Raw genomic sequence first — 17,072 nt, forward strand, 5'->3', positions numbered from 1 at the left:
TCACGAGACGGAGGCCGGAGAGTGCCAGGCACACCCGAGGAACGCGAAGCGTCGCTGGACGTCATCCAGCGCGAGCTGACGGCCTTCGCCCGCCGCGCACGGGCCACGGCGGCCCGCCTCCACCCGGAGCTCCCCCTGGTCTCGTACACGCTGCTGGCTCACATCGAGGACCGGAACGGCTGCCGTGCGACCGATCTGGCCGCGCACTACATGCTGGACAAATCGACGGTCAGCCGGCAGATCGGAACTCTGGAGAACCTGGGACTCGTCGAACGCCATCCAGATCCGGACGATCACCGGATCCAGGTACTGCACCCCACCGAGGCGGGCACCCAGGCCCTTGCCTCCACCCAGGCAAGCCGCCGCAGCGCCTACCGCGAACGGCTCGCGGACTGGACGGAAGAAGATCTCGCCCGCTTCGCGGAGTACCTGCTGCGCTACAACTCGGTCGGCGACACCACTACATAGACCCCAGAAGCCGCCAACCTCCACAGGGCACCTGAAGCCGGCGAATCCGGCGTTTCACGTGAAACAAATTCAACCCGGGAACGAAGAAGCCCCACAGGCCGTTGGGCCTGTGGGGCTTCCTTCTTGTGCGCGAGGGGGGATTTGAACCCCCACGTCCCTAAGGACACTGGCACCTGAAGCCAGCGCGTCTGCCGTTCCGCCACTCGCGCAAGAGTGGTGTTTCCAAGCTCTCCCACCGTTTCGGTGCGATTGCCTGGCGACATCCGGAAGATTAGCACGCTGGGCAGGGTGGATTCACATCCGTTGTTTCACCGGTCGACTGAAGGGAAGCGGGAACGCCGGGCGGCCGCCCCCACTCCTCCTGTGTGCACCCCGCGTGCGGGACACTGTGAGGAGGCCGCCTCTACGATCCATGTGAGAGGTGACACTCATCCACAGGGCAGACAAGGGGAACCAGCCGATTTCCCGACGCGTGGATACGATCAGTAAGCAGTACAGGGACGACCACAACGGAGGAGGTGCCCCATGGGAGTCATGAAGCGTTTCGAGCAGCGTCTCGAAGGTCTGGTCAACGGCACCTTCGCCAAGGTCTTCAAGTCCGAGGTCCAGCCGGTCGAGATCGCCGGCGCCCTCCAGCGCGAGTGCGACAACAACGCGACGATCTGGAACCGCGAGCGGACCGTCGTCCCCAACGACTTCATCGTCGAGCTCAGCACGCCCGACTACGAGCGGCTCAGCCCGTATTCCGGCCAGCTGGGCGACGAACTCTCCGGACTGGTCCGCGACTACGCGAAGCAGCAGCGGTACACCTTCATGGGCCCCATCAAGGTCCATCTGGAGAAGGCCGACGACCTCGACACCGGGCTCTACCGCGTGCGCAGCCGCACTCTGGCGTCGAGTTCGTCGCAGCAGGCCCACCAGGGCGGGCAGGGCCAGCCACCCCATCCGGCACCGGGCCGCCCGCAGTCGCCCACCGGCGGCTACGGCTATCCGCCCAGTTCCCCCCCGCCCATGCCTCCGAGCCCGCCTCCGGGCGCCAGGCCCGGAGCACCCAGCGCCGACCGGCACCCGCCGGCCGGGCCCAGCCCCCTGCCCAACGCGCAGGTGCGACGCTGGATCGAGATCAATGGCACCCGTCATCAGATCTCCCGCCCGACGCTGGTGCTGGGACGCAGCACCGACGCCGACGTGCGGATCGACGACCCCGGCGTATCGCGTCGGCACTGTGAGATCCGGACCGGAACGCCCTCGACGATCCAGGATCTCGGGTCTACCAACGGCATCGTGGTAGACGGGCAGCACACCACCCGCGCTACGCTCCGCGACGGCTCGCGGATCGTCGTGGGCAGCACCACCATCGTTTACCGGCAAGCCGAAGGGTGAAGCGGGGGCAATGTCAGAGCTGACCCTGACGGTCATGCGGCTAGGTTTCCTGGCCGTTCTGTGGCTATTCGTGATCGTGGCCGTACAGGTCATCCGCAGCGATCTGTTCGGAACGCGTGTCACGCAGCGCGGCTCACGCCGCACCGCGAACGACGCACGGCCGCCACAGACGCGCCAGAACGCCGCCGCGCCGCCGCAGCAGCGCCAGCAGCCCGGCGGTCGCCAGCGGCGGGGGGCGCCCACAAAGCTGGTCGTCTCCGAAGGCAGCCTCACCGGCACCACGGTGGCGCTCCAAGGCCAGACGATCACGCTTGGCCGGGCGCACGATTCGACGATCGTGCTGGACGACGACTACGCGTCCAGCAGGCATGCCAGGATCTACCCCGACCGTGACGGCCAGTGGATCGTCGAGGATCTCGGGTCCACCAACGGCACGTATCTCGACCGGACCCGCCTCACCACCCCGACGCCTGTTCCGCTGGGCGCGCCGATCCGGATCGGCAAGACCGTCATCGAGCTGCGGAAGTAGTACGACAATGAGCGAGCGGAGCGAGCGAGCCGCGGCAGTCCGGGCAACGGACTCCGTCCGGCTCCCGACCGGAGGGTGGGCAGTGTGGCTCGAGACCGGCTGTACCCGGAGCCGACGGGCGAGGTGCGCATGAGTCTTTCGCTGCGCTTCGCCGCCGGATCGCACAAGGGCATGATCCGGGAGGGCAACGAGGATTCCGGCTACGCCGGTCCCCGTCTCCTCGCCATCGCCGACGGCATGGGCGGGCAGGCGGCCGGTGAGGTCGCCAGCTCCGAAGTGATCTCCACGCTCGTCCAGCTCGACGACGACGTCCCGGGCTCGGACATCCTCACTTCGCTCGGCACGGCGGTCCAGCGGGCCAACGACCAGTTGCGCGTGATGGTCGAAGAGGACCCCCAGCTCGAAGGCATGGGCACCACGCTCACCGCCCTGCTCTGGACCGGCCAGCGCCTCGGCCTGGTCCACGTCGGCGACTCCCGCGCGTACCTGCTGCGCGACGGCGTCCTCACCCAGATCACCCAGGACCACACCTGGGTGCAGCGGCTGGTCGACGAGGGACGGATCACCGAGGAAGAGGCCACCACGCACCCGCAGCGCGCCCTGCTGATGCGCGCGCTCGGCAGTGGCGACCGTGTCGAGCCCGATCTCTCCATCCGCGAGGTCCGGGTCGGCGACCGCTATCTGATCTGCTCCGACGGGCTGTCCGGCGTCGTCTCCCACCAGACCATGGAGGAGACGCTCGCCAGCTACCAGGGCCCCCAGGAGACCATCCAGGAGCTGATCCAGCTCGCCCTGCGCGGCGGCGGACCCGACAACATCACCTGCATCGTCGCCGACGTCCTCGACGTCGACAGCAACGACACCCTGGCCTCGCAGTTCAACGACACCCCCGTCGTCGTCGGCGCGGTCGCCGAGAACCAGGCCGCGCAGATGGCCGCCGCCGAGAGCACGGCCGCCATGCAGACCCCCGCCGGACGCGCGGCCGGCCTCGGCCGCCCCGTACCGCCGCCCGCGGGGGGCTTCGGCCCGCCCGGCAGCGGTGACGGCGCCGCGTACGGAGGGGTGCCGGAAGGCTCCTTCGACTCGTACACCGACGACGACTTCGTCAAGCCCGGTGGCGGCCGCACATGGCTGAAGCGGTCGTTCTACACCGTGCTGGCGCTCGCCGTCGTCGGCGGCGGCCTCTACGGCGGCTACCGCTGGACGCAGAACCAGTTCTACGTGGGCGCGAAGAACGAGCACGTCGCGCTGTTCCGCGGCATCAGCCAGGACCTGGCGTGGCTCTCGCTCTCGAAGGTCGAGAAGGACCACCCCGAGGTCGAACTCAAGTACCTCCCGCCCTACCAGCGCAAGCAGGTCGAGGCGACCATCCCGGAGGGGGACCTCGCCGCGGCCCGCAAGAAGATCGGCGAGCTCGCGGTCCAGGCGTCCGCCTGCAAGAAGGACATCCAGCGACGCGCGGCGGCCGAGAGCAACGCCCGCCCGGACGCGGGCAAGGCCAGCGGTCCCGACGCGGACGCCCCCAAGACATCGTCCACGTCCAAGGACACCAAGACCAAGCCGACAGCAGCGACTGCCACTCCTGGTCCCAGCCTCTCGGAGGAAGAGAAAAAGCTGGTCCCGCAGTGCGGTAAGCAGTAAAGCCGTAGGGGGCCTTCAGCACCATGAGCGTTGTCACCAATACGACCACGATCGGCGCGATCGACGCGCCGAGTCGCCGCAACACCGAACTGATGATGATGGGCTTCGCCATCGCCATCTCGGTGTTCGCCTACGCCAACGTCGGGCTCGCCATCGACGGCAAGCTCCCGTCCGGCATGTTCGGTTACGGAGCGGGGATCCTCCTGCTCGGCGGCGTCGCCCACCTCGTGGTGCGCAAGTTCGCCCCGTACGCCGACCCGCTGCTGCTGCCTCTGGCGACCCTGCTCAACGGCCTCGGGCTGGTGCTGATCTGGCGGCTCGACCAGTCGCAGCGCCTGATCCAGCGCGCGGAGTTCGCCTACGGGAAGTACAGCCCCGACGCGCCCAAGCAGCTGCTGTACTCGGCGATCGGCGTCGCCCTCTTCGTCGCCGTACTGATGCTCCTCAAGGACCATCGCATCCTTCAGCGCTACACCTACATCTCGATGGCCGTGGCGCTGGTCCTGCTGGTCCTGCCGATGTTCTTCCCGGCGGTGAACGGCGCGAAGATCTGGATCAGCCTCGGCCCGTTCACCATCCAGCCGGGAGAGTTCGCCAAGATCCTGATCGCGGTGTTCTTCTCGGGCTACCTCATGGTGAAGCGTGACGCGTTGGCGCTGGCCAGCCGCCGCTTCATGGGGATGTACCTGCCGCGCGGCCGCGACCTCGGACCGATCATCACGATCTGGGCCCTGTCGATCCTGATCCTGGTCTTCGAGACCGACCTCGGTACGTCCCTGCTGTTCTTCGGCCTCTTCGTCGTCATGCTGTACGTCGCCACCGAGCGGACCAGCTGGATCGTCTTCGGTCTGCTGATGTCCGCGGCCGGTGCGGTGGGTGTCGCGTCCTTCGAGTCCCACGTGCAGCAGCGTGTGAACGCCTGGCTCGACCCGTTCTCCCAGAAGGTCTGGGAACAAAGCGACCAGCTCGCCCAGTCGCTGATGGCCTTCGGGTCCGGTGGCACGCTCGGCACCGGACTGGGCCAGGGCCACTCCGACCTGATCATGTTCGCCGCCAACGCCGACTTCATCCTCGCGACCGTAGGCGAGGAGCTGGGCCTGGCCGGGATGATGGCCGTCTTCCTGATCTACGGCCTGATCATCGAGCGGGGTGTCCGCACGGCCCTTGCGGCCCGCGACCCCTTCGGCAAGCTGCTCGCCATCGGCCTCTCGGGCGCCTTCGCCATCCAGATCTTCGTGGTCGCCGGCGGCGTCATGGGCCTCATCCCGCTCAGCGGTATGACCATGCCGTTCCTCGCGTACGGCGGTTCGTCCGTGCTGGCCAACTGGGCGCTGATCGCCATCCTGATCCGGATCAGCGACACCGCCCGCCGCCCCGCTCCGGCCCCCGCCCCCTCACCCGACGCCGAGATGACCCAGGTGGTCCGACCGTGAACAAGCCCCTGCGCCGGATCGCGATCTTCTGCGGCGTCCTCATCCTCGCCCTGCTCGTCCGCACCAACTACCTCCAGTACGTCCGCGCCGACGAGCTGAACAGCCGCGACGAGAACCGCCGCGTGAGGATCGAGCGCTACGCGCACGAACGCGGCAACATCATCGTCGACGGCAAGTCCGTCACCGGGTCCGTCGAGACCAAGGGCAGCGACTTCAAGTACAAGCGGGTCTGGAAGGACGGCCCCATGTGGGCCCCCGTCACCGGATACGCCTCGCAGGCCTTCGACGCCTCGCAGCTGGAGAAGCTCGAGGACGGCATCCTCACCGGCAACGACGACCAGCTCTTCTTCAACCGCACGCTGTCGATGTTCACCGGCGGGAAGAAGCAGGGCGGCAACATCGTCACCACCCTGAACGGCGCCGCCCAGAAAGCCGCCTTCAAGGGGCTGGGCGACAAGAAGGGCGCCGTCGCCGCGCTCGACCCGCAGACCGGCGCCATCCTGGCCCTGGTGAGCACCCCGTCGTACGACCCGTCGGTCTTCGCCGGTAACTCCGACAAGGACTCGGCGGCCCGGCAGAAGCTCCTGAAGGACAAGGACAAGCCGATGCTCAACCGGGCATTGCGCGAGACCTACCCGCCCGGCTCGACCTTCAAGGTCGTCACCGCCGCCGCGGCCCTGGAGAACGGGCTGTACACCGGCATCGACGACAAGACGAACTCCCCGCTGCCCTGGCGCCTCCCGCTGAGCACCCGCAACCTCGACAACGAGGGCACCATCCCCTGCGAGAACGCCACGCTCCGGGAAGCGCTGCGGTGGTCCTGCAACACCGTCTTCGGCAAGATCAGCGACGACCTCGGCAACGAGAAGATGATCGACGAGGCCGAGAAGTTCGGCTTCAACGAGGAGATCTTCTCCCCGGTCCGCGCCGACGCCAGCGCCTACCCCAAGGACAACCGTCCGCAGAACGCCATGGCCGGAATCGGCCAGGCCTCCAACCGCGCCACCCCGCTCCAGATGGCGATGGTCGCCGCAGCCGTCGCCAACGACGGCAAGCTGATGCAGCCGTACATGGTCGCCGAGCGCCAGACACCCAGCCTCGACTCGATCTACACCCATGAGAAGGAACAGTTCAGCCAGCCCCTCTCCGGTGAGAACGCGCAGAAGCTCCAGCAGATGATGGAGACCGTCGTCAAGAACGGCACGGGAACCAACGCCCTCATCGACGGCGTCACAGTCGGCGGCAAGACCGGTACGGCCCAGCACGGTCTGAACAACAGTGAGAAGCCGTACGCCTGGTTCATCTCCTACGCCAAGACCGACAGCGGCTCTCCGGTCGCCGTCGCCGTCGTCGTCGAGGACGGCCAGGCCGTCCGTGACGACATCTCCGGTGGCGGTCTGGCCGCCCCGATCGCCCGGGACGTCATGAAGGCGGTCATCGACAGCAAGAAGTGACGCCCATCACATCGGGTGCCATATCTGCACATGGGGATACCGGTCGGGTATCAGGTCCGGACTCCGGGCCGATCGGGCAGTGCGCGGCCGGTAGCGTATGCGCGAGCAGCACACCGCCGGACCACACACCGGTGCGGTCGGGACTGACGGAGAGGGCTGGAACAGTTATGGAAGAGCCGCGTCGCCTCGGCGGCCGGTACGAGCTGGGCTCCGTGCTCGGCCGTGGTGGCATGGCCGAGGTCTACCTCGCACACGACACCCGGCTCGGCCGCACCGTAGCCGTGAAGACGCTCCGGACCGACATGGCCCGTGACCCGTCGTTCCAAGCCCGGTTCCGCCGTGAGGCCCAGTCCGCCGCCTCTCTCAACCATCCGGCGATCGTCGCCGTCTACGACACCGGCGAGGACTACGTCGACGGGGTCTCCATCCCGTACATCGTGATGGAGTACGTCGACGGATCGACCCTCAGGGAGCTTCTGCACTCCGGCCGCAGGCTGCTGCCCGAGCGCACCCTGGAGATGACCGTCGGGATCCTCCAGGCGCTGGAGTACTCGCACCGCGCCGGAATCGTCCACCGCGACATCAAACCGGCGAACGTCATGCTGACGCGCACCGGCCAGGTCAAGGTCATGGACTTCGGCATCGCCCGCGCCATGGGCGACTCCGGGATGACGATGACCCAGACCGCCGCCGTCATCGGCACCGCCCAGTACCTCTCCCCCGAGCAGGCCAAGGGCGAACAGGTCGACGCGCGCTCCGACCTCTACTCGACCGGCTGCCTGCTGTACGAACTGCTGACCGTCCGGCCGCCCTTCATCGGGGACTCCCCGGTCGCGGTCGCCTACCAGCACGTACGAGAAGAGGCGCAGCCGCCGAGCACCTTCGATCCCGAGATCACGCCCGAGATGGACGCGATCGTGATGAAGGCGCTGGTCAAGGACCCCGACTACCGCTACCAGTCGGCCGACGAGATGCGGGCGGACATCGAGGCCTGCCTCGATGGCCAGCCGGTCGCCGCCACCGCGTCCATGGGCGTGCCCGGGTACGGCGGCTACGACGGGTACGGCAACGACCAGCCGACCACCGCGCTGCGCGCCACGGACCAGAACGGCGCCCCCACCTCTATGCTGCCCCCGGTCAACCCGGAGGACGGCAGCTTCGACGACCGTCCGGACCGCCGTCGCCAGAAGAAGAGCAACACCTCGACGATCCTGCTCGTCGTCGCGGGTGTCCTGGTGCTGATCGGCGCGATCCTGATCGGCCAGTCGGTCTTCAGCGACACCAAGAAGGAAACCCAGGTCGACGCGCCCGACGTGGTCGGTATGACCCTCGACAAGGCGGAGCTGAACGCGGAGAACGCCGAAGTCGTCCTGAAGGTCGGCTCCCGCGAACCGTGCGAGAACCAGCCGAAGGGCAAGATCTGCAGCCAGACGCCGGAGGCTGGCGACCCGATGGAGAAGAAGGACACCGTCACGGTCGTCGTCTCCACCGGTGCTCCCAAGATCGAGGTTCCGGACGTCACGGAGAAGTCCGAGGACAGCGCCCGGAAGTACCTTGAGGAGAAGGGCTTCACGGTCAAGGTCGCCACGGAGGAGTCCAGCAAGGCTCCGGACACCGTCATCAGGCAGAACCCCGAGGGGGGCTCAAAGGCGGAGAAGAACTCCGAGGTGACGATCACCGTCGCCAAGGAAGCCGCATTGGACCTCCCGGACGTCCGCACCCGTACGTACGAGGCGGCCGAGGCGCAGCTCAGGGGCATCGGGTTCACCAACATCTCGCGCACCGACATCGACTCGGAGCAGCCGGCGAACACGGTGGTCGAGCAGACCCCGGGCTTCGGCAAGCAGGCCAAGGACGTGCAGATCGTCCTGAAGGTCTCCAAGGGCCCGCAGCAGCCGGAGAAGGCCACCGTGCCGGACCTGCGCGGCAAGACCCTCGGCGAGGTGAAGGGGCTGCTCGCCGGGGTGGGCCTCCAGCTCGGCCAGGTCCAGGGACCGAGCGACGACAACGCGAGGGTCATCGACTTCCAGCCCGCCGCGGGCCAGCAGGTCGACAAGAACAGCGCGGTCAGCGTCAAGACCATGCCGGGCGGCGGAGACGGCACCCTCTTCGGCGGCCCGTCCGGCTCACGCCGCTGAGCCGGGTGCATCACTGAGAAGGGCCCTGGTCACCGTCTGGTGACCAGGGCCCTTCGCCGTACCCGGGCAGCGGGGCGGGTGTGCGCTCCGCGCAGCTCCGTCGGCTTCGTGCTCAGCGCAGCTCCGTCGGCTCTGCGCTCAGCGCAGCTCCGTCGGCTTCGTGCGGTCCTTGTCCACCTTCTCGGTGCGCACCAGCTCGCCCCAGACGATGTAGCGGTACTTCGAGGTGTAGACCGGGGTGCAGGTCGTGAGCGTGATGTAGCGGCCGGGCTTCTTCGCGCCCGAGCCCTTCGGCACCGGCTGCAGGACGTCGACGTTGTACTTCGACGTCTCGGGAAGCTCCTTGAAGACCTTGTAGACGTACCAGGTGTCCCGGGTTTCGAAGACGATCGGGTCGCCGGTCCTCAGCTTGTGGATGTTGTGGAACTTGGCGCCGTGCCCGTCGCGGTGGGCGGCCAGGGTGAAGTTGCCCTTCCGGTCCCATGGGAGGGCCGACTTCACCGGGTCGGTGTAGTAACCGGCGATGCCGTCGTTCAAGTTCTCGGTGTCGGTGCCCTTCTTGACCAGCACCTCGCCGTTCTTCATCGCCGGGACGTGCAGGAACCCGATGCCGTCCTTCGTGTCCAGGGCCCCCGGCCCGCCCGCCCAGCGGTCGCGGACGGTGTCGCCCTGCTTGGTGGCCTCGCGGTCGGCGAGGACGTTCGTCCACCAGAGGGAGTAGGCGACGAAGAGGCCCAGCACCAGACCGGCGGTGATCAGCAGCTCGCCGAAGACACTGACCGCGGTCGCGACGGGATGGCGTCCCCTGCTCCGGGGCGGGGCCAACGACGCCGACTCGCCGGTCTGCTCGTCATGCTCGGTCCTAGCCGTCACCGCACCCATCCCTGTCGTGATGTTGATTCAGCCCACGAGCGCGTCGGGCTTCCCCTTGCTGCGCGGTCGTTCGTCGATCATCTTGCCCCAGACGATCAAACGGTACGTACTCGTGAATTCCGGTGTACAGGTCGTCAGCGTGATGTACCGACCCGTCTCGGTGAAGCCGGAACCGCGCGGGACGGGATCGATCACCGAGACGTTGGACGGCGCCGTCTGCGGCAGCATCCTCGTCATCTCGTACGTGTAGTACGCGTCCTGCGTCTCGACCACGATCGGGTCTCCGGGGTTCAGCTGGTTGATGTAGCGGAACGGCTCGCCGTGGGTGTTGCGATGGCCGGCCAGCGCGAAGTTGCCCTTCTTGGCCGAGGGCATCGCGGTGCGGAGCGAGCCCTCGCTGTAATGACCGACCATGCCCCGGTCGAGGACCTTCTCCTTGCTGATTCCCTCGGCGATCGGGGCGACCACGTCCAGCTTGGGTATGTGGATGATGGCGAAGCCCTGGCCCGCCTCGAAGACGCCGGGGCTGCGGTCGCCCTTCGCCCAGTCGTCCTGGATCTTGTGCGTCTCCTTGCCCGCGTACTGGTTGGCGCGGACGTTCGTCCACCACAGCTGGTAGGTGACGAACAGCAGCATCAGCACACCGAGGGTGATGAACAGCTCGCCGGTGACCCGGCTGGCCACCACCGCGGGGCTGTCCTTGGCCGCGCGCGCCGCACGCCGTGCCTCGACGCGTGACATCGGGCGGCCGGGCGCCGCGGCGGCCGGTGCGGCCTCCGGGCGCGGATCGGCGCGGCGCCGCCCCCGTCCCTTGGCGGCGCGACGACGCTCGGCACGGCCCCCGGTACGCGGCTCGGAACCGGGGAGCGGGGACGCCGCCTCCAGGTCGTCCGGCCCGGGGAGCGGACGCGGGACCGCCGAGTCCGGAACGCGGAGCGGAAGCGGGACCGCCGAGTCCGGAACGCGGAGCGGAAGCGGAGCCTCGACATCCGGAATTCGGACCGGGGGAAGGGCTTCAGTGACCGGGGGCAGCACTTCGGTGACCGGAGACAGTACTTCGGTCACCGGAGCGCCCAGGTCCGGAGCAGGCGGGTCCGGAGCGGGCGCCTGCCGCCCGTACCAGTCCCTCTCGAAGCCCTCCGGGTCGTACCACTCCCGCGGGGTCTCCTCGGCGCCCTGCGCCCCGTACGGAGCCCGTGGCTGCGGCTCGGGGGCCCGGTGCTGGCCCGTCCCCGGCGCCGCCTCCGCCTCCTCAGCCCGGTCCGGGCGGGTGTCCGCCCTGAACCACGGCGAGGTGTGCCGACCCGGCAGCGGGTCGGTCAGCGGATCCGCCAGCCCGTCGACCGCCGCCTCGAACGCGCCCGTGGCACCGTACGTTCCCTGCTCGTACGGGCCGTCCTGTCCGGCGTCGGGTTCGGGGCGGAGTGAGGTCACGCGGCGGCCTTGCCCACCACCGGCGCGAGCCCCGCCGACCGCGCGACGGCCCCTGTGTCACCGCACTGCGCCAGCCAGTTGGCCAGCATCAGATGGCCGTGCTCGGTCAGCACGGACTCCGGGTGGAACTGCACACCCTCCACCGGCAGTTCGCGGTGGCGCAGCCCCATGATGATGCCGTCGGCCGTCCGCGCCGTCACTTCCAGCTCCGCCGGGACGGTGTCCGGTTCGGCGGCGAGCGAGTGGTAGCGCGTCGCGGTGAAGGGGGACGGCAGGCCCGCGAAGACCCCCGCTCCCTGGTGGGTCACCGGCGAGGTCTTGCCGTGCAGCAGCTCCGGGGCGCGGTCCACCACACCGCCGTAGGCCACCGCCATCGACTGCATCCCCAGGCAGACCCCGAAGACCGGGACGCCCGTCGCCGCGCAGTGGCGCACCATCTCGACGCAGACGCCCGCCTCCTCCGGAGTGCCGGGGCCGGGCGACAGGAGGACGCCGTCGAAGCCGTCCTGGGCGTGTGCCGTGGTCACCTCGTCGTTGCGCAGCACCTCGCACTCGGCGCCGAGCTGGTAGAGGTACTGCACGAGGTTGAAGACGAAGCTGTCGTAGTTGTCCACGACGAGAATGCGGGCGCTCACGGGCCGCCTCCTGTCCCGGTCGAGCCGTCGACCGTCACGTCACCGAACGGAAGCAGCGGCTCCGCCCAGGGGAAGACGTACTGGAAGAGCACGTAGACGACGGCCAGCACCAGCACGAGCGAGATGAGCGCACGGACCCATGAGTTGCCCGGCAGATGCCGCCAGATCCAGCCGTACATGTCGTCCCTCCATTCGGTACGGGACCAGACTAAAGGGCCGCGGCATCGGCGTGGGTCAGCTGTGGAAAGCTGCCGGTCTGCCGTCCGCCACAGGCTGGGTGGCGTCCAGATGGGCCCAGACGATCAGCCGGTGGCTGCTGCCCCACTCGGGTTCGCAGGTGGTCAGCGTCAGATAGCGGCCCGGCCCGTCGAAGCCGGACTTCCGGGGGACGGGGTCGATGACCCCGATGTCGCTCGGCACCGTCCGGTACGGCGTACGGCCGATGCGGTACGTGAACCACGTCGTCCCGTCCGTCAGCAGCACCGCGTCGCCCGGACGCAGCTTCGGGAAGTCCTTGAACGGATCCCCGTAGGTGCGCCGGTGACCGGCCACCGCGAAATTGCCGCTCGCGCCGAGGCGGGCCGTGCCCGCGTAGTGGCCGAGGCCCTTCTGCAGCGTCCTGACCCCGGTGTTCTCCAGGACCGGCCATTCCCAGCCCTTGCCGAAGCGGGGGATGTACATCATCGCGAACGGCTTGCCGTCCCGGTACGCGGGCGCGGCGGGCCGCTTCGGCGCGGCCGGTGCGGGGGACGGGGCGGACGCCGGGGCCGAGGCGGACTCCTGCGCCCACCGGTCGCGCAGGGACTCGATCTGCCCCTCGCTCGCGTCGGCCGCACGCACGCCCGTCCAGAACAGCACGTACACCACGAAGAGCACGATCAGAGCGCCGACGGTGAGGCAGAATTCGCTGAGCGTCCTGACGATCAGTCGCACCGACACCGGCCGGCCTCCCCACAGGCGCTGGCTACTTCACGGGCTCCGCGTAGTGGAGGTCCACTGTGCCCGAGTAGCCGGGAAGAGTCACCGCCTCGTGCTCATCGACTTTCCAGCCGAGCCCGTAGGCCTTCACGTACAGCAGGTAGTTGCTGATCGCCGGGGAGTCGTTGAGCGCCTGCCTGAGCCGTCCTGGGTCGCCGACCGCGGTGATCTTGTACGGCGGGGAGTAGACCCGGCCCTGGAGGATCAGGGTGTTGCCGACACAGCGGACCGCGCTGGTGGAGATCAGCCGCTGGTCCATGACCTGGACGCCCCGGGCGCCGCCCTGCCAGAGGGCGTTGACCACGGCTTGCAGGTCCTGCTGGTGGATGACCAGGTCATTGGGCTGCGGATCGGGGTAGCCGGGGTTGGCGGTGGCGTTGGGCGGGGCGTCGTTGAGCGTGACGGACACCGAGCGGCCGGTGAGCCTCTTCGTTCCGGCGGCCCGCTCCAGCTCACCGAGACGGGCGGCCTCCGCCTCGGTACTGCCGTCGTCCTGCCGGACGAGGGTGTCGATGTCGTCACGCACGACCGCGTTGGTCTCGTCCAGCTGGGCGTTCTTGTTGCTGCGCTGCTGGATGAGGTCGGAGAGCTTCAGCAGCGAGGAGTCGGTGCGGATATTGGTGCCCTTGGCCGTGTTGGCGCTGGTGACGAAGATCAGTCCGGCGAGGGCGAAGACGGCAGCGGTGAGCACCCGGGCCGGGTGCCGGAGCGTGCGCCGGACCGGGCCGTGGCGGGAGTCGGCAGAATTGCTCAACGTACCCTTATCTCCTTAGGCACCAGGGAAGCACTACGCTAACGGACGCCCGGGGGAGGCAGTATTCCCCCTTGAGCCCCACCCCGGCGCCCGACACAGTTCCCTGCGCGGTCACGCAGCGCATCGACAGGAGAGTTCCTCGTGCCGAAGTCACGTATCCGCAAGAAGGCCGACTTCACGCCGCCCCCGGCGAAGCAGGCAACCAACATAAAACTGACCAGCCGCAGCTGGGTGGCGCCGGTGATGCTGGCGCTCTTCCTGATCGGGCTGGCCTGGATCGTCGTCTTCTACGTAACCGACGGCGACCTGCCGATCAAGGACCTGGGGAACTGGAACATCGTGGTCGGCTTCGGCTTCATCGCCGGCGGCTTCGGCGTCTCCACGCAGTGGAAGTAGCGCCCTCAGCCCCGTTACCTCGACGTTGTCCACATCGTTATCCACAGGTGGGGGAAAAGGTTCGACGATCTGTGGATAACTCTCTGGGAGTAGGCGTCGCCCTACCCGCAGTCTCTCTCACCGGGAGACGGCACGCCCCTTGTCCTGACTGGAAAACCCAGCTCAGCGACAAGGGGCACAGTTGTACCCACCGAATGCACAAGATCCGGCACGCACTGTGGACAAGTACGCCTGTGAACGGGCCGACCCAGCCGGAAAAGCCGCTCAGCGCGGCAGGGCCGCACGGGACGGAAGATCCGCTCAGGTCAGCGCGGCCGTTCTCGCGACGACCATGAGAAGCACCGCCACCAGGACCAGGGCGCAGGTGCCGTACTGCACCAGCGCGCGCCGCTCCCGGGGGGCGTACACCATGCCGGTGGCGATCAGCGCGCCCGCGATGAGGCCGCCGACATGGGCCTGCCAGGCGATTCCGCCCCAGGGGTTGAACGTGATGACCAGGTTCACCGCGAGCAGCACGAGCACCGGGCGCATGTCGTAGTTGAGACGGCGCATCAGCACGATGGTGGCGCCCAGCAGCCCGAAGATCGCCCCGGAGGCGCCGAGTGAGCCCTGGTCGGGCGCGGCGAGCCAGTAGGTGAGAGCGCTGCCGGCCAGGCCGGAGAGCAGGTACAGCGCGAGGTAGCGGGCCCGGCCGAGCGCCGCTTCCAGCGGGCCTCCGAGCCACCACAGCCCCAGCATGTTGAACGCGATGTGCCACACCTCCTGGTGCAGGAACATCGACGTCACCAGCCGGTACCACTGCCCCTCCGCGACGCCTTCGAGCGGGCCGCCGTGGTAGATCTCGTTGCGGCCGAACAGCATCAGCCGGACGACCAGCTCCATGCCCTGGGCCAGCACCGCCAGATACACGGCGATGTTGATTCCGAGCAGGATCTTGGTGATCAGACGGGGATCGGCGGCGAGAGAGCCGCCCGCGGCCGTACGCGGCGCTCCGACGACGGGGCCCTGTCCCGTACCCGCCCCCTCCCGGACGCAGTCGGGGCACTGGAATCCGACCGCGGCACTGACCATGCACTCGGGGCAGATCGGGCGCTCGCAGCGGGTACACCGGACGTTCGCCTCGCGGCCGGGGTGGCGGTAGCAGCCGAGCGAGCCGTCCGCCGCGGGCGGCTCGCCGCCGCTCGGCGGCTGCTGCTGGTCCATCGGTCCCATCGCTTCCCGGCCCCTTCCGGTCCTGGTCATGGCGGGCACGGCGCCGTGGCAGGCACGGCACACACCATGCCGCCCCGCTCATCCGCTCTGTATGAATACGGACGAACAGGGCGGTTGGTTCCCGGACCGGGGATCAATCCGTGACCAGGTGGCGACCTTGAGTGATCATCGGGTCTCGATGACGACCGACTCGATCACGATGTCCTGCACCGGGCGGTCGGTGCGCGGATTGGTCTGGGCCCCGGCGATCGCGTCCACGACCTTCTTGCTGGCCTCGTTGGTGACCTCGCCGAAGATGGTGTGCTTGCCGGTGAGCCAGGCGGTCGGCGCCACGGTCACGAAGAACTGTGAGCCGTTGGTGCCCGGACCCGCGTTGGCCATGGCCAGCAGGTACGGCTTGTTGAAGGCGAGGTCGGGGTGGAACTCGTCGGCGAACTTGTACCCCGGCCCACCAGTGCCGTTGCCGAGCGGGTCGCCGCCCTGAAGCATGAAACCGCTGATGACACGGTGGAAGACGGTGCCGTCGTACAGCCGGGCCGTCGTCGGCTGGCCGGTGTTCGGGTCCACCCACTCCCGCTCGCCCTGGGCGAGTTCGACGAAGTTCTTGACGGTCTTGGGCGCATGGTTCGGCAGGAGCCGGATCTCGATGTCGCCCTGGTTGGTCTTCAGGGTGGCGTAAAGCTGCTCAGCCACGATCTGCCTTCCGTGAGTCTTGCGTGACGTCGGCCCGCCGGAACGTCGGGTCCTCGGGGGTCGTTCACCGATTGTCCATCGTCAGTGACGCTCCATCGATCCTCGCACGGACCGCATGCCTCCGCGTCCGATCACCGCCGGGGGTGCGTGGCGCTCACCTTCCTGCCGCATTGCGGTACAAAGCATGGCATTGTCGAGTGAAAGCTCCCATCACACCGGCTCTCCGGATGCGCCCGGACATCCCGGGTACCCCGGATGCCCGCCCCGCATGCCGTACCGGAATCCGGCGGGCATGATCTCGAAATGGGTGGAAAGGCGGAGAGTCCACCCGCCCCCAAGGAGGAGGATCCCGTGACCCGCATCGACAGCGTGCGCGCCGCAACCGACTCGGCGAAGGAAAGCGTGCAGCACGCCGCGGACGTGGTGGCACCGTACGCCGACACGGCCAGGGAGCAGGCCGCGCACCTCGCGTGCGAGGCCCGCACGCGGCTGGCGCCGAAGGTGTCCAAGGCGGCCCAGCAGGCTCGTGACCAGTACGACTCCCATCTGGCGCCGCGCATCGAGCTGGCCCTCGCCCATGTGCCGCCCCGGATCGACGAGGCCGGTCGCCGCGCCGCGCACCGTACCCGCCTGGCGGCCCGCTCCGCCGCGGAGTACACGGTGCCGCGGGTCGAGCAGGCGATGGCCGCGGCCCAGCCGGTGGCCGAGGAGGCCTCGGCGCGCGGTGCCGCCGCGCTGGCCGCCCTGCGCGGGCACGTCACCGCGGACGAGATCCGGCGGCTGGACAGGAGGCACGCGTGCCGGGCGAAGGCCGGGCGGCTGTGCCGGGGCTTCATCGCGATCGGCCTCGTGGCGGGCGGTGCCTACGCCGTCTGGCGCTGGTGGGACCGGCAGTCCAACCCCGACTGGCTGGTCGAACCGCCCGCCGCCACGGAGGTCTCCGACCATACGCCGCTGACCTCGGTCGACGGCAGCGGACCGGCCGAGTCCGGCCCCGGAGCGGCCGACGGGGCGGAGGGTCCTGAGGACACGGACGGCGGGCGCTGACCAC

Annotated in this window: 17 protein-coding genes and 1 tRNA gene; 9 read left to right on the top strand and 9 right to left on the bottom strand. The window is 68.8% G+C overall.

Annotation, left to right across the window (positions count from 1 at the left end; all coding sequences use genetic code 11):
• Nucleotides 1-21 precede the first annotated feature (21 nt).
• Nucleotides 22-468 (top strand): MarR family winged helix-turn-helix transcriptional regulator, encoded by a 447-nt coding sequence (locus ACFVWY_RS01245; protein ID WP_389865913.1) that lies wholly within the window; start codon nt 22-24, stop codon nt 466-468.
• 126 nt (nt 469-594) lie between these two features.
• Here ACFVWY_RS01245 and ACFVWY_RS01250 read toward each other — a convergent pair.
• A tRNA-Leu gene (locus ACFVWY_RS01250) sits at nt 595-677 on the bottom strand.
• A gap of 316 nt (nt 678-993) precedes the next feature.
• Here ACFVWY_RS01250 and ACFVWY_RS01255 point away from each other — a divergent pair.
• The 6 genes from ACFVWY_RS01255 (at nt 994) to pknB (ending at nt 9,046) form a co-directional block, all read left to right on the top strand.
• A complete protein-coding gene (locus ACFVWY_RS01255; RefSeq protein ID WP_389865915.1) occupies nt 994-1,851 on the top strand; it encodes an FhaA domain-containing protein in 858 nt (285 codons plus the stop codon).
• 10 nt (nt 1,852-1,861) lie between these two features.
• Complete coding sequence (locus ACFVWY_RS01260; RefSeq protein ID WP_389865917.1) at nt 1,862-2,380, top strand: FHA domain-containing protein; 519 nt, start codon at nt 1,862-1,864, stop codon at nt 2,378-2,380.
• 129 nt (nt 2,381-2,509) lie between these two features.
• Complete coding sequence (locus ACFVWY_RS01265; RefSeq protein ID WP_389865920.1) at nt 2,510-4,021, top strand: PP2C family protein-serine/threonine phosphatase; 1,512 nt, start codon at nt 2,510-2,512, stop codon at nt 4,019-4,021.
• Nucleotides 4,022-4,044: 23 nt separating this feature from the next.
• Nucleotides 4,045-5,454, top strand: a complete 1,410-nt coding sequence (locus ACFVWY_RS01270; RefSeq protein WP_389865923.1) for an FtsW/RodA/SpoVE family cell cycle protein — start codon at nt 4,045-4,047, stop codon at nt 5,452-5,454.
• Complete coding sequence (locus tag ACFVWY_RS01275) at nt 5,451-6,908, top strand: peptidoglycan D,D-transpeptidase FtsI family protein (RefSeq protein ID WP_389865924.1); 1,458 nt, start codon at nt 5,451-5,453, stop codon at nt 6,906-6,908. Before ACFVWY_RS01270 ends, ACFVWY_RS01275 begins: the two co-directional genes overlap by 4 nt.
• A 167-nt stretch (nt 6,909-7,075) precedes the next feature.
• Entirely contained in the window at nt 7,076-9,046 is a 1,971-nt protein-coding gene (gene pknB, locus ACFVWY_RS01280; RefSeq protein WP_389865927.1) for a Stk1 family PASTA domain-containing Ser/Thr kinase, read from the top strand.
• Between the two features lie 138 nt (nt 9,047-9,184).
• On the opposite strand, the gene ACFVWY_RS01285 is transcribed toward pknB, so the two are convergent.
• The 6 genes from ACFVWY_RS01285 to ACFVWY_RS01310 are packed head-to-tail and all read right to left on the bottom strand — an operon-like array spanning nt 9,185 to nt 13,720.
• Nucleotides 9,185-9,919, bottom strand: coding sequence for a class E sortase (locus tag ACFVWY_RS01285; RefSeq protein WP_389865929.1), 735 nt, complete (start codon nt 9,917-9,919; stop codon nt 9,185-9,187).
• 27 nt (nt 9,920-9,946) lie between these two features.
• Nucleotides 9,947-11,353, bottom strand: coding sequence for a class E sortase (locus tag ACFVWY_RS01290; protein WP_389865931.1), 1,407 nt, complete (start codon nt 11,351-11,353; stop codon nt 9,947-9,949).
• Nucleotides 11,350-11,988: an aminodeoxychorismate/anthranilate synthase component II gene (locus ACFVWY_RS01295; protein ID WP_389865934.1), complete on the bottom strand. Its 639-nt coding sequence runs from the start codon at nt 11,986-11,988 to the stop codon at nt 11,350-11,352. Before ACFVWY_RS01295 ends, ACFVWY_RS01290 begins: the two co-directional genes overlap by 4 nt.
• On the bottom strand, nt 11,985-12,167 hold the full coding sequence (locus ACFVWY_RS01300) for a hypothetical protein (RefSeq protein WP_389865935.1): 183 nt from the start codon (nt 12,165-12,167) through the stop codon (nt 11,985-11,987). The genes ACFVWY_RS01295 and ACFVWY_RS01300 overlap by 4 nt, the downstream gene beginning before the upstream one ends.
• Before the next feature lie 55 nt (nt 12,168-12,222).
• Nucleotides 12,223-12,927 carry a class E sortase gene (locus ACFVWY_RS01305; RefSeq protein WP_389865937.1) on the bottom strand — a complete coding sequence of 235 codons (705 nt, stop codon included), beginning with the start codon at nt 12,925-12,927 and terminating at the stop codon, nt 12,223-12,225.
• Nucleotides 12,928-12,952: 25 nt separating this feature from the next.
• Nucleotides 12,953-13,720 carry a DUF881 domain-containing protein gene (locus tag ACFVWY_RS01310; RefSeq protein WP_389865940.1) on the bottom strand — a complete coding sequence of 256 codons (768 nt, stop codon included), beginning with the start codon at nt 13,718-13,720 and terminating at the stop codon, nt 12,953-12,955.
• 141 nt (nt 13,721-13,861) lie between these two features.
• Between ACFVWY_RS01310 and crgA the strand changes: the two genes are divergently transcribed.
• Nucleotides 13,862-14,116, top strand: coding sequence for a cell division protein CrgA (crgA, locus tag ACFVWY_RS01315; protein WP_093548084.1), 255 nt, complete (start codon nt 13,862-13,864; stop codon nt 14,114-14,116).
• 300 nt (nt 14,117-14,416) lie between these two features.
• Here crgA and ACFVWY_RS01320 read toward each other — a convergent pair whose 3' ends face one another.
• Both ACFVWY_RS01320 and ACFVWY_RS01325 read right to left on the bottom strand, forming a co-directional pair.
• Nucleotides 14,417-15,319, bottom strand: a complete 903-nt coding sequence (locus ACFVWY_RS01320; RefSeq protein ID WP_389866322.1) for a rhomboid family intramembrane serine protease — start codon at nt 15,317-15,319, stop codon at nt 14,417-14,419.
• A 174-nt stretch (nt 15,320-15,493) separates the two neighbouring features.
• Nucleotides 15,494-16,021: a peptidylprolyl isomerase gene (locus ACFVWY_RS01325; protein ID WP_389865943.1), complete on the bottom strand. Its 528-nt coding sequence runs from the start codon at nt 16,019-16,021 to the stop codon at nt 15,494-15,496.
• Between the two features lie 351 nt (nt 16,022-16,372).
• On the opposite strand from ACFVWY_RS01325, the gene ACFVWY_RS01330 reads away from it, so the two are divergent.
• Nucleotides 16,373-17,068, top strand: coding sequence for a DUF5324 family protein (locus ACFVWY_RS01330; RefSeq protein ID WP_389865946.1), 696 nt, complete (start codon nt 16,373-16,375; stop codon nt 17,066-17,068).
• The last annotated feature ends 4 nt before the right edge of the window (nt 17,069-17,072 follow it).

This window comes from Streptomyces sp. NPDC058195 (assembly GCF_042883525.1).
GTDB lineage: Bacteria > Actinomycetota > Actinomycetes > Streptomycetales > Streptomycetaceae > Streptomyces.

Bases quoted from the DNA above. Each gene is read 5' to 3' on its own strand.
- ACFVWY_RS01265 (WP_389865920.1), top strand. From the start codon at position 2,510: ATGAGTCTTTCGCTGCGCTTCGCCGCCGGATCGCACAAGGGCATGATC.
- pknB (WP_389865927.1), top strand. From the start codon at position 7,076: ATGGAAGAGCCGCGTCGCCTCGGCGGCCGGTACGAGCTGGGCTCCGTG.
- ACFVWY_RS01320 (WP_389866322.1), bottom strand. From the start codon at position 15,319: ATGGACCAGCAGCAGCCGCCGAGCGGCGGCGAGCCGCCCGCGGCGGAC.
- ACFVWY_RS01300 (WP_389865935.1), bottom strand. From the start codon at position 12,167: ATGTACGGCTGGATCTGGCGGCATCTGCCGGGCAACTCATGGGTCCGT.
- ACFVWY_RS01260 (WP_389865917.1), top strand. From the start codon at position 1,862: ATGTCAGAGCTGACCCTGACGGTCATGCGGCTAGGTTTCCTGGCCGTT.
- ACFVWY_RS01270 (WP_389865923.1), top strand. From the start codon at position 4,045: ATGAGCGTTGTCACCAATACGACCACGATCGGCGCGATCGACGCGCCG.
- ACFVWY_RS01255 (WP_389865915.1), top strand. From the start codon at position 994: ATGGGAGTCATGAAGCGTTTCGAGCAGCGTCTCGAAGGTCTGGTCAAC.